Below are 12,407 nucleotides of genomic sequence, written 5' to 3' on the forward strand. Positions count from 1 at the left end.
ATTAACTCCCGTTGGTATTTTTCTGGCCCATGGCCATCAGTCTTTGCACGACGCAAAAGACGAACAGCAAGCCGCCGATGACGATCTTGGTCCACCACGAGCTGAGCGTGCCGTCGAAGGCGATCAAGGTCTGGATGGTGCCCAGCACCAGCACGCCCGACAGCGCGCCCGCCACGTAGCCGTAGCCGCCGCTGAGCAGGGTGCCGCCGATGACGACGGCGGCAATCGCGTCCAGCTCCGTGCCTTGCGCATGCAAGCCATAGCCGGACAACATGTAGAACGAAAACAGCACGCCACCCAGCGCGGCGCAAAAGCCGCTGAACGCATAAATCAGCACCTTGGTGCGGCCGACAGGCAGCCCCATCATCAAAGCCGACTGTTCATTGCCGCCGATCGCATACACGGCGCGGCCGAATGGCGTGGCGTGCGCCAGCCAGATGGCCAGCAGCAAGGTCGCCACGGCGATCACGACGCCGGGCGAGACGAAGCCGCCCAGGAATCCCAGCTGGGTCTGCGACATGGCCACGAACAGCGGGTCGGCTATGGTGATGGAATTGATGCTGATCAAATAGCACAAGCCTCGCGCCAAAAACATGCCGGCCAGGGTGACGATGAACGGCTGCAATTTGAAGTAATGGATCAGCGCGCCCATGCTGGCGCCGAATACGGTGCCCAGCGCCAGCACGGTGACGATCACCAGCAGCGGCGGCCAGTGCGCCACGTTGAGCAGCCAGGCGGCGATCATGGTCGACAGGGCCAGCACGGAACCGACGGACAGATCGATGCCGCCGGAAACGATGACGAAGGTCATGCCGACGGCGATCACCAGCAAAAAGGCGTTATCGATCAACAGGTTAAAGATCACTTGCGTCGACAGCAGGCCAGGATAGGCGGCGCCGCCCAGGCCCAGCATCACCACCAGCAGCAGGACCGTGACGAGCGAGGTGAAATACGGGGTGTGCAGCAAACCCTTCATGCTTTTCTCCGATGCAGCAATTGCTTGAATTCCGACGATTGCGACAGGCAGACGAGGAAGACGACGACGGACTTGACGACCATGTTCACTTCCGGCGGCACGCCCAGCGAATAGATGGTGTAGGTCAAAGTCTGGATGATGAGGGCGCCGATCATGCTGCCGACCAAGCTGAACTTGCCGCCGGCCAGCGAGGTGCCGCCCAAGGTGACGGCCAGGATGGCGTCCAGTTCCAGCATCAGGCCCGCATTGTTCGCGTCGGCGCTCTTGATGTTCGAGCTGATCATCAGCCCCGACAAGCCCGCGCAGGCGGCGCAAAAGACGTACACGAAGAAGATCAAGGTCGCCGTCTTGATGCCGGCCAGGCGCGCGGCGACGGGGTTGATGCCGACGGCCTGGATGAACAGGCCCAGGGCGGTCTTGCGCATCAGCACGGCCGTGATGAGGAACACCAACGCCACGAGGAACAGCGAGAACGGCAAGCCGAACAAATAACCGCTGCCGATGAAGAAGAACGGTTGATAGTAGACGGTGACGATCTGGCCATCCGTCAACAATTGCGCCAGGCCACGCCCCGCCACCATCAGGATCAGGGTGGCGACGATGGGCTGCAAGCCCAGGCCCGCCACCAGCACGCCATTCCAGGCGCCGCACAGCAAAGCCGCGCCCAGGGCGGCCGCCAGGGCCCAGCCCATGGGAATGTTGCTCACGTAGGTCGGCACGCCGTTGTCCATCACCATGGTGCCGCCGATCAACATGGCAGCCACGGTGCCGGACAGGGCCACGACGGCGCCCACGGAAATATCGATGCCGCGCGTGGCGATGACGAGGGTCATGCCCAAGGCCGCCAGCATCAGGGGAGCGGCGCGGTTGACGATGTCGATCACGCTGCCGTACAAATGGCCGTCGCGGATTTCCAAGTGGAAAAAGCCGGGGATGGCAAAGAAATCGACCAGCAGCAGCAAGCACAGCGCGGCCAGGGGCCGGCTCAGGGGGTGATGTAAAACGGTATGCAAGGCGGACGTACCCATAGTGGAAGCCGGACGCGCCAGCGGCGCGCTCGATGGCGTGGATAAACTCATGTGGCGTCTCCGGCAATCACTTGCAGCACGGAACTATCGTCCAGCTCGCCACGCGCATAGTCGCCGCAGGCCTTGCGGTCGCGCATGACGAGAATGCGGTCGCTGCAGCGCAACACTTCCGGCAATTCGGACGAAATGAACAGGATGGCCATGCCCTTGCGGCAGAGTTTACCGACATAGCTCATGATTTCCTGCTTGGCGCGCACGTCGATGCCGCGCGTCGGCTCGTCTAAAATCAGCATGGCCGGCGACGTCACCAGCCAGCGCGCCAGCAAGGCCTTCTGTTGATTCCCGCCCGACAGGCTGCCGATGGGCGTTTCGATGCTGGCCGTCTTGATGCCCAGCGCCTTCACATATTCGTCGGCCAGCGCCTGCTGGCGTTTGAACGGAATGGCGCGCAGCAAGCCCGTACGGGCTTGCAAGGCCAGGATGATGTTTTCGCGCACGGACAGCGACAGGATCGCGCCCTCGTGCTTGCGATCTTCCGAGCAAAAGCCGATATCGCGGGCAATCGCGTCGCGCGGCACGTGGAACTGGCGCGGCTTGCCTTGCATGGTGATGCTGCCGGAATCGGCCTTGTCGGCGCCAAACAGCAGGCGCGCCAGTTCTGTGCGGCCCGAGCCGAGCAAGCCGGCCAGGCCCAGCAATTCGCCCTGGCGGATGTGGAAATCCATGGGCAACAAGGCGCCCTTGCGGCCCAGTCCCGTCGCTTCCAGCACTGCAGGGCCGAAACTGGCGGCGCCCGCTTCTTGCGCCAGATCAAGCTCCTGCGCCTGCGTATCGGCCGCCACGCCGATCATCTTGTTCACTAGCGCCAGGCGCGACAGTTCGCTGCACGCGTATTCCCCTTCGCGCTCGCCGTTGCGCATGACGGTGATGCGGTCGGAAATGGCGTAGGTCTGGTCCAGGAAGTGGGTCACGAAAAGTATCGCCATGCCCTGCTCGCGCAGGCGGCGCAGCACGGAAAACAGCAGATTGACTTCCGCCTCGTCCAGGCTGGACGTGGGCTCGTCGAGGATCAGCACGCGGGCCGAAATGTTCAGTGCGCGCGAAATGGCCACCATTTGCTGAATGGCCAGCGGAAAGCTGGACAGTTGCGCCGTGACATCGATATCGATCTGCAATTGCTGCAGCAAGGCGCGCGCCTGTTGCTGCATGGAACGCCAGTCGATGGGGCCAAAACGGCCGCCGAAGCGGCGCGGATAGCGGCCGATAAAAATGTTTTCCGCCACCGACAGGTTCGGGCACAGATTGACTTCCTGGTACACCGTGCTGATGCCCAGCAACTGCGCATCCGATGTGGAGGCGGGGGCGATGGGCTGGCCATCGAGCAAAATCTGGCCGCTGTCGGGCGTATAGACGCCCGTCAGCACCTTGATCAGGGTCGACTTCCCGGCGCCGTTTTGCCCCATCAGGGTGTGCACTTCGCCCGGATACAGGCGCAGGGCAACATCGCTGAGGGCTTTGACGCCGGGAAAGGACTTGCTGATGCCGCGCAACTCCAGCAAGGGAGCTGGCGCGGCAGTGTGATGCGCTTGCGTCTTCATCATGCGGCAAGCTTAGTATTTACGGTTCGGGAATTCCTTGGCGGCCACCTCGGCAGGGAACACGCCTTCCACCGTCGTGATGCGCGCTGGCACGGGCTTGCCGGCCACCACGTCGCGGGCGATGGACATCAGTTGCGGGCCCAGCAGCGGGCTGCACTCGACGGTCACGTTCAGCTTGCCGGCGATCATGGCCTCGAACGCGCCTTTGACGCCATCGATGGAGATGATGATGATGTCCTTGCCCGGTTTCATGCCCGCTTCTTCGATGGCCTGGATGGCGCCGATGGCCATGTCGTCATTGTGCGCGTACAGCACGTTGATCTTCTTGCCTTCGGCCTTGAGGAACGCTTCCATCACTTCCTTGCCCTTGGCGCGCGTAAAGTCGCCCGTTTGCGAACGGATGATCTTCATCTTCGGATTCTTGCCCACCACTTCCAGGAAGCCCGCCTTGCGGTCGATGGCCGGTGCGGAGCCGACCGTGCCCTGCAGTTCGACGATGTTCAGCGTCGCATCCGGGGTTTTCTTGGCGTGTTCGAGCAGCCATTGGCCCGCGCGGCGGCCCTCTTCCACGAAGTCGGAACCGATGAAGGTGACGTACAGCGATTTGTCGGCCACGTTGACGGCGCGGTCCGTCAAGATGACGGGGATCTTGGCGGCCTTGGCTTCGCGCAAGACGGTATCCCAGCCAGATTCGACGACGGGCGAGAAGGCGATCACGTCGACTTTTTGCGCGATGAACGAACGCAGGGCCTTGACCTGGTTTTCCTGCTTTTGCTGGGCATCGGCAAATTTCAGGGTGACGCCATCTTTCTTGGCTGCATCCTTGATGGAGACGGTATTGGCGGTGCGCCATTCGCTTTCGGCGCCCACCTGCGAAAAGCCCATGACGAGGGGCTTGGCGGCGAAGGCGGAAGAAGTAGCCAAGGTGGTGGCAGAAGCGGCCAGCAGCATGGCGCTGGCGAGGAGTGTGCGGCGTGTCAATGTCATTCTTGTCTCCAGTTTTTTTTGGAATACCATCACAGCCGGATGCCGGATGGGCGGTTTTTTTATGAACCCATGGTAGGAGAAAGCAACATAGCCATCCAATCAATTCTTTTTCGCTTGCGATACCGATTTGCGTATCGGTAGAACGAGCCGGGTCCTTCTTCCCTCAGCGCAACAGGCGCAGCCCGTACAGGCCGCCCGCCACGGAATCCTTGCCGGCGACAAATTTCACGCTGAGTTTGCCGTTGCCAGCCGCCACCAGGGCCTGGGGAATGGCGATATCGAGCGTGTGCAGTTCCTGCGGCGCATCGGCCGCCACGGTGACCGTTTGCAGTTTCGTGCCGTTGAGCAAGACGTCAAATACGCGGCCCGCATCGAGGGTGGACAGGGTCAGGCGCAGGGTCTTCGCTTCGCCTTGCGGGTCGCTCAGTACATAGCTGAACCAACCCGTCGCATGGCGCCAGTGCCGCCCCTTGTTCACGCCGTTTTCTCCCCCTTCGGCCTGGAAGTTGTGGTCGGACTCCGGCTGCTGTTGTCCCGGCGCCACCTGGTCGATGGTGAGCGCGTCGAGCGCCAGGCGCTCGGATTCCGCCTGGCGCGTGCTTTCCTGCAGTTGCGCCAGCCTGGCCGGCGTGGATACGGGCCAGTACAGCATGTAGCGAGAGTCATGCAGGCGGAAGAACGGGATCAGTTTTATCTTCGCCGCATCCTTGCCCTGGATCAAGCCGGGCGCCGTGAAGGTCAGCGGCTGGCCCTTCACGGGACGGATTCTCTGCATGAAATCCTGCTCGTCGCTGACGAACAGCGGTGACGATTCCAGCGGACACACTTGCCCTTGGGCGATATGGCCCATGCGCGTGTCGTCGGCAAAATAGTTCAGTTGTTCATGGGCGAACGGCTGCGTCTTGGCGGCCAGCACGATGGGACCTTGCAGCACGGCGTAATAATTCGACTGGTCCGGCATCTGTTCCAGGCGCGTCGTCATCGGCAGCACGACATCGACGCTGTCGCCGGCTTTCCACGCGCGCGTGATCGTCACGTACTCGCCCGGCGCGCCAGCGACACGCATGGCCTTGCCGTTGAGTTTGACGCGCAGCTTGCCCTTGGCTACCCACTGCGGGTAGCGGATCTTCATGCTGAACGTTTTACTTCCTTGCACCGTGATGCGCGTCGTGTCCCGGTCAGGAAACTGCGTGCTCTGAATAATCTTGACGCCCTGCTCTTTCCAGTCCAGGGTGGACGCCATGAACAGGTTCACGTACAGGGCGTCGCCCTCATGCGCGTAGATGAACTCGCCATACTTTGCCTGGCTTTCGATGCCGGAACCCACGCAGCACCACATGCCCTTGTCCACTTGCGAATACACGCGGTAGTGGTTCGGGCGCATGGGCGTAAAGTAGACAAAGCCGCCCGTGCCGGGGCGCTGCGATGACAAGATGTGGTTGTACAGGGCGCGCTCATAGTAATCCGCGTAGCGCACCTGTTCGTCGCGCTGGAACAGCTGTTCCGTCAGCTTGAGCATATTGTAGGTATTGCACGTTTCCGGCCCTTCGACCTCTTCCACCATCGAGGAAAAGTCGTGCTCGTCGTGGAAATGTTCCTTGACGCTGTTGCCGCCGATGGCCACCGTGCGCTTGTCGTGCACGGTTTGCCAAAAGAATTGCGCCGCCTGCTGCCAGTCGCGTCGGCCCGTCAATGCACCGATGCGCTCGAAGCCGATCACCTTCGGGATTTGCGTATTCGCATGCAAGCCCGTCAATTTGTCCTGTTGCGCCACCAACGGTTGCAATATGGCCTGGTGCGAAAAGCGCACGGCCAGGTCCAGGTAGCGCTGCTCGCCCGTCATGGCGTAGACGTCGGCCAGCACTTCATTCATGCCGCCGTGCTCGGCGCGCAGCATCGATTGCATCTGTGCATCCGTGAGCGAGGCCGAGAGTTTCACGGCCCAGTCCGACAAGGCGATCAGCATGGTTTTTGCTTGCTCGCTGCCCGCCTGCTGATACGCGTCGCGCAAGCCGGCAAACACCTTGTGCAGGTTGTACCACGGCACCCAGCGCCCGTTGACGGAAAAGGTGTCGGCCTGCATGTCTCCCTTGGCGATGGCTTGCCAGGCGGCGCTGCCGTCGGGAATGCCGCCCAGGTAGCCGTTGCCGTTGGCATCCTGGCATTTTTTCAGCTCCGTCAGCACGTAGTCAAGGCGTTCGCGCGCCTGCGCATCGCCCGTGGACGCCACCATCAGCGCCAGCGCGGACAGATAATGCCCGCCCAGGTGGCCGTCCAGGCCCGTCGACTCCCAGTTGCCATAGCTGGGCTGCACCTGCGGCAAGCCCGCCTCGCGGCGGAACGGCGCCAGCAATTTGTCCGGTTCGAAGCCCAGCAGGTAGTGCAAATCCGTCGTCTGCGCATCGAGAAACGGTCCCGCCCCCAGGCGCACGGACGAGAGGGGAAACAGTTCGGCCGCCTGCAGGACAGGCGTGGCCAGTCCGCCGGCGGCCAGCGCCAGCGTCAACACGGTTTTTTTCACGATGCGTCCTTACGGTTTGGCGGCGGGCAATTCGCGGCTGCGATAGCGGTTCAGGTCGCGGGGATCGACTTGCGGCCAGCCGTCCTTGTCCCACGTCATGGGCAGGATCTTGAGTTTTTGCAAGTAATTGTCCGCCGTTTCATATGCGTGCAGCACCAGGTAATCCTTGCCGTCAAACGTGTAGGCACTGTTGTGACCCAGCCCCTTCCAATCCTTGTCGCCTTGCAGCAGCACCGTGCCGCCGCCCTGCGCCATGTCGCGGCCATCCCTGTCCAGGTAGGGGCCCGTCACGCTGGTCGAGCGGCCCACGGCCAGGTGATACGTGCTTTTTTCCTTCTGGCAGCACAAGCCCCAGGAAACGAAGAGGAAATATTCGTTGCCGCGCTGGAAGATGAACGGCGCTTCAATTTCCTCGGGTGCAGGCTTGAATTCGCCGGCCCGTGGCGGCAGCGGTGCGCGGCGCGCCAAGGAGTGCCACTCTTGCGGTTCCGCAATACGGGTCCAGTCGGGCGTCAATTTCACCAGCTTGATGCCGTTCCAGAATGAACCGAAGGACATCCACGGCGTGCCGTGCTTGTCCGTGATGATGTTCGAATCGATGGCGTTCCACTCGTCGCGCTCGGGCACGGATTGCAGCAGCATGCCCTGGTCAACCCAGCGGTAATCGGGCGAACGGGGATTCAAGGTGGTGTTGACGGTCACGCCGATGCCCGACGTGTTCTTGCCGAAGCCGGACACGGAGTAGTACAGGTAATATTTTCCGTCATGGAATTGTACGTCGGGCGCCCAGATATGGTCGTCAAAACCGGGAGCGGCTGTTTTTGCCCACGTGGGCTGGCCCGCGAAGACGCGCCCTTCGGGCTGCCAGTCGAGCATATTCTTCGAACTGTAAAAGGTGATGCCGGGACCCGTGCTGTACAGATAATAGGTGTCGCCTTCCTTGGCCATCACGGGGTCGTGCACGCTGACCTGGGCCGCGTGCGCGGCAGCCATGATCGCCAGGGTGCTCAGGATGGCGGCCATGCCGCGCGTCAACATGTGCATCGTCTTCTCCAAAATGGTCAGCCAGCCCATCATGCGGGCCGGCTTGATGAATGACAAGGGGTGGCAGGCTAGTCGACCGCCACCACGACGACGGCCTTGGCGGGCACCGACACGGTCAGCTTGCCGCCTTGCGCCTTGGCGCTGAACGCCACGGGCTGCACGGCTTGCGGTTGCGCAAAGCTGTTGACGGCGTCCATCTTGCCGGCGGTCAGCACGCGGCCAGTCACGGCCGTCACTTTTTGCCCCGCCAGCGCCACGCTCACGTCGACAGCCTTGTGCGGGTTCGTGTTGACCAAGGACAAGTACACCTTGCCATCCTTGGCGCGCGCGGCCGAGGCGCTCACTTCCGGAATGCTGACCTTGCCCAGGCTGTACTTGCCATTGCCGCTGATGGCGACCGGTAACGATGTGGCATCCTGGAACGGCACGTACATTTCAAACGCGTGATACGTGGGCGTGAGGAAATATTTATCCTTGTCCGTGATGATCATCGCCTGTAGCACATTGACCATTTGCGCGATATTCGTCATGCGCACGCGATCCGCATGGGCGTGGAAGATGTTGAAATTCAAGGCGGCGACGAGGGCGTCGCGCAAGCTGTTTTGCTGGAACAGGAAACCCGTGTTGGTGCCCGGCTCCACGTCGTACCAGGTGCCCCATTCATCGACGTACAAGCCCGTCTTTTTCGAGGGATCGTTCTTGTCGATGGCGGCGAGATTGTTCTTGATCAAGCTATCGATGCGCAGGGTACGGCTCAGGGTGGAAATCCATTCGTTTTCGCCAAAGCCCGTGGCCGCGCCCTTCTTTTCCCACACGCCGGTCGGCACCGTGTAGTAGTGGAAACTGATGGCGTCCATCATGTTCGGCTTGATTTCGCGGCTCAGGGTGCTGGACCAGCTGATGTCGTCGTCATTGCCGCCGCTGGCGATGAATTTCGGGCGCGCGCTTTCCGGCGTCTTCATGAAGGTGTGATAGTGCTTGTACAGGTCGGCGTAGTACTGCGGGCGCATATTGCCGCCGCAACCCCAGGCTTCGTTGCCGATGCCAAAGTAATCGACTTTATACGGCTGTGCGCGGCCATTCTTGCGGCGCAGTTCGGCCAGGGTGGACTTGCTGTCCGACGTCATGTATTCCAGCCATTCGGACATTTCCTGCGGCGTGCCGGAACCGAGGTTGCCGTTGATATAGGTCTGTGCGCCCAGCAACTCGGCCAGGTCGAAGAATTCGTGCGTGCCGACGGCGTTCGACTCTTCCACGCCGCCCCAGTTGGTGTTGACCTTGGTCGGCCGCTTCTCGCGCGCGCCGATGCCATCCTTCCAGTGGTATTCATCGGCAAAGCAGCCGCCCGGCCAGCGCACCAGGGGCACGTGCAACTGTTTCAGTGCGCCCAGCACGTCATTGCGCCAGCCCTTGGTATTCGGAATCGGCGATTCCGGCCCCACCCACATGCCTTCGTAGATGCCCGTGCCCAGGTGTTCGGCGAACTGGCCGTAGATGTTTTTATTGATCACGGAACCAGGCTTGGCCGCGTCGATGGTGACGCTGACGGGCGCGGCAAAGGCGCTGCCGACGGCCATTGCCAGGCTGAGGGCCACGATGCTGGTGTTGATACATTTCATGCTGTCTCCTGTTTTTGAGTGAAAAGCAAGGGCCGGGATCAACCCGGCAATGGATGTGGCGATGCCTCTCCGGCTACGGAGTGGGAGGCATACACGAATGGGGTAAGGCGGGAAGGCCCGCGGCCGACAAAACGCCCAGGGCTAGGCGCCTTGCCGAAGACAGTACGAAAGTACGGCTAGGCAAGGCAACAACGCCCTGGACGTTTTGTCAGACCCAGCCGGCGTCGACGATGAATTCTTGGGAAGTGCACATCGCGCCGTCATCGGAGGCGAGGAACAGCACCATGGCGGCGATGTCCTGTGGCATCAGCTTGCTTGGCAAGCATTGGCTTTTCTTGATCTCCACTTCGGCCGCATCGTCGACCCACAGGTCGATCTGGCGCTGCGTCATGACCCAGCCGGGCGTGACCGTGTTGACGCGGATATTGTGCGCGCCGTAATCGCGCGCCAGGCCCCGCGTGAGGCCCACGACGGCCGCCTTGGTGGTGGCATACACGGGGTAGCCGCCCGACTTCATGTGCCACGAAATCGAGCTGACGTTGATGATGGAGCCGCCGCCCTGGCGCTTCATGCCCTCGAAGACGGCCTGGCACGTGAAGAACATGGGACGTTGATTGATCGCAATGCGCTCGTTCCAGTATTCCAGGGTGACATCCTGCGCCTGGTGGCGCTGGTCGTTGGCGGCATTGTTGACGAGGATATCGAAGTCGCCCAGTTGATCGGCCAGTTCGGCCATGACAGCTTGCAGGGAGGCAATATCCGTGATGTCGCAATGGCGGAACACGGGTGCCGTCCAGCCCGCTTCAGCCAGTCGGCGGCACAGGGCCTCGCTCGCTTCCACGGCGATATCGACAAACGCCACCACGGCGCCCTGGGCGGCAAATTCCGCCACCAGGGATTCGCCGATGCCGCTGCCGCCACCCGTGATGAACACGCGCTTGCCCTGCAAGCTGCCATATTTCGCCAATTGCTTCATCTTGTCTCCACCTGTTTATTTTTTATGTACAACGTGCAACGCAAGCTGGCGCGGCAAGGCCATCGGCCCCGCCGCGCAGCAGGTTTTTACTCCTTGCCGAGAACGCCATCCTTGCGGCGCCAGATCCCCAGCGGATTATCGGCGCGCAGCGACTCCGGCAGCAAGTCCTGCAGCAGGTTCTGGTACGACACAGGGCGCAGGAAGCGGTTGATGGCCGCCGTGCCGACGGAGGTGCTGCGGCCGTCCGACGTGGCCGGGAACGGGCCGCCGTGCACCATGGCCGTCGACACTTCCACGCCCGTCGGGAAACCGTTGGCCAGGATGCGGCCCACGCGGCGTTCCAGCACGGGCAGCAAGCGGTATGCGTCCGCCAGGTCGCCCGCATCCATCTGCAGGGTGGCCGTCAGCTGGCCTTCCAGGCTTTCCGTAATCGCCAGCAATTGTTCCATGTCGCGGCATGCCACCAGCAGCGAGGCCGGGCCGAAGACTTCGTCGCGCAAGTCGTGTTTGGCCAGGAAAGCCTCGCCCGACGTGACGAACAGGGCGGCGGCGCCCTTGCCCTCTTCTCCCGTGTTTTGCACCAGCGGCGTCACGTCCGCGTGCTGCGCCAGGGCGGCGACGCCCTTGGCATAGCTGCTGGCGATGCCGGCCGTCAACATGGTGGCGGCCGGCGCGGGCGCCAGCGCTTCGGCGGCAGCGGCGGCAAAGGCCGTAAAGTCGGCGCCTTCCAGGCCCAGCACGAGGCCGGGATTGGTGCAGAACTGGCCCACGCCCATCGTCAGCGAGGCGGCAAAACCGCCGGCGATCGCCGCGCCACGGGCGGCCAAGGCTTGCGGCAGCACAAACACGGGGTTGATGCTGCTCATCTCCGCGTAGACAGGAATCGGTTGCGGACGCTCGGCCGCCACCTTCATCAGGGCGATGCCGCCCGAACGCGAGCCCGTAAAACCGACGGCCTGGATGGCCGGATGGGCGACCAACGCCTGGCCGATGCCATTGCCCGTGCCCGTCAGCAAGGCGAAGACGCCGGCCGGCAGCTTGCAGATGGCAATCGCTTTCACGATGGCGCGCGCCACCAGTTCCGACGTGCCCGGATGGGCCGAATGGGCTTTCAGCACGACGGGGCAGCCGGCCGCCAGGGCCGAGGCCGTGTCGCCGCCGGCCACGGAAAAGGCCAGCGGGAAATTACTGGCCGCAAACACGGCGACGGGGCCCAGGCCGATCATGCGCAAGCGCAAGTCAGGACGGGGCGGCACGCGGTCCGGCAGCGGGCTGTCGATGCGCGCATCCGTCCAGGAACCCTCGCGCAGCAAGCCGGCGAACAGTTTCAACTGGCCCACCGTGCGGCCGCGTTCGCCTTCCAGGCGCGCGCGCGGCAAGCCGCTTTCCGTCATGGCGCGCACGATCAAGTCGTCGCCCAGTTCGCCGATTTGCGCGGCGATGGTGTCTAAGAAGTCGGCGCGCTCCGCATCCGTGGTAGCGCGGAACGGGTCGAAGGCGGCTTGCGCCAGACGGCACGCTTCGTCGATTTGCGCTACATCAACCATGTGGAAGGCGGGCGCGATGTGCGCGCGCGCGGCCGGGTCCCACGCTTCGAAGGAGCCGCCATTGCCCTTGACGGCCACGCCGCCGATCCATGCATCACCGGTGATATTCAA

At 62.7% G+C, this 12,407-nt stretch carries 9 protein-coding genes; all 9 read right to left on the minus strand.

Translation table 11 applies throughout. The features are described 5' to 3' along the window. Nucleotide 1 precedes the first annotated feature (1 nt). Nucleotides 2-976, minus strand: coding sequence for a galactofuranose ABC transporter, permease protein YjfF (yjfF, locus tag OX459_RS17005; RefSeq protein WP_289905904.1), 975 nt, complete (start codon nt 974-976; stop codon nt 2-4). Continuing rightward, a complete protein-coding gene (locus OX459_RS17010; protein WP_289906101.1) occupies nt 973-2,004 on the minus strand; it encodes an ABC transporter permease in 1,032 nt (343 codons plus the stop codon). The genes yjfF and OX459_RS17010 overlap by 4 nt, the downstream gene beginning before the upstream one ends. A gap of 47 nt (nt 2,005-2,051) precedes the next feature. Then, a complete protein-coding gene (locus tag OX459_RS17015; protein ID WP_289905905.1) occupies nt 2,052-3,605 on the minus strand; it encodes a sugar ABC transporter ATP-binding protein in 1,554 nt (517 codons plus the stop codon). Nucleotides 3,606-3,614: 9 nt separating this feature from the next. Further along, nucleotides 3,615-4,589, minus strand: a complete 975-nt coding sequence (locus tag OX459_RS17020) for an ABC transporter substrate-binding protein (protein ID WP_077398584.1) — start codon at nt 4,587-4,589, stop codon at nt 3,615-3,617. A 163-nt stretch (nt 4,590-4,752) separates the two neighbouring features. After that, nucleotides 4,753-7,110: a glycoside hydrolase family 127 protein gene (locus OX459_RS17025; RefSeq protein WP_289905906.1), complete on the minus strand. Its 2,358-nt coding sequence runs from the start codon at nt 7,108-7,110 to the stop codon at nt 4,753-4,755. A gap of 9 nt (nt 7,111-7,119) precedes the next feature. Continuing rightward, complete coding sequence (locus OX459_RS17030; protein WP_289905907.1) at nt 7,120-8,154, minus strand: arabinan endo-1,5-alpha-L-arabinosidase; 1,035 nt, start codon at nt 8,152-8,154, stop codon at nt 7,120-7,122. Between the two features lie 68 nt (nt 8,155-8,222). Then, nucleotides 8,223-9,773 carry an alpha-L-arabinofuranosidase C-terminal domain-containing protein gene (locus OX459_RS17035; RefSeq protein WP_289905908.1) on the minus strand — a complete coding sequence of 517 codons (1,551 nt, stop codon included), beginning with the start codon at nt 9,771-9,773 and terminating at the stop codon, nt 8,223-8,225. Between the two features lie 208 nt (nt 9,774-9,981). Beyond that, complete coding sequence (locus OX459_RS17040; protein ID WP_289905909.1) at nt 9,982-10,749, minus strand: SDR family oxidoreductase; 768 nt, start codon at nt 10,747-10,749, stop codon at nt 9,982-9,984. Between the two features lie 86 nt (nt 10,750-10,835). Continuing rightward, entirely contained in the window at nt 10,836-12,407 is a 1,572-nt protein-coding gene (locus tag OX459_RS17045) for an aldehyde dehydrogenase (NADP(+)) (RefSeq protein WP_289906102.1), read from the minus strand.

It is taken from the genome of Janthinobacterium sp. SUN026, assembly GCF_030397625.1.
Classification (GTDB): domain Bacteria; phylum Pseudomonadota; class Gammaproteobacteria; order Burkholderiales; family Burkholderiaceae_D; genus Janthinobacterium; species Janthinobacterium kumbetense.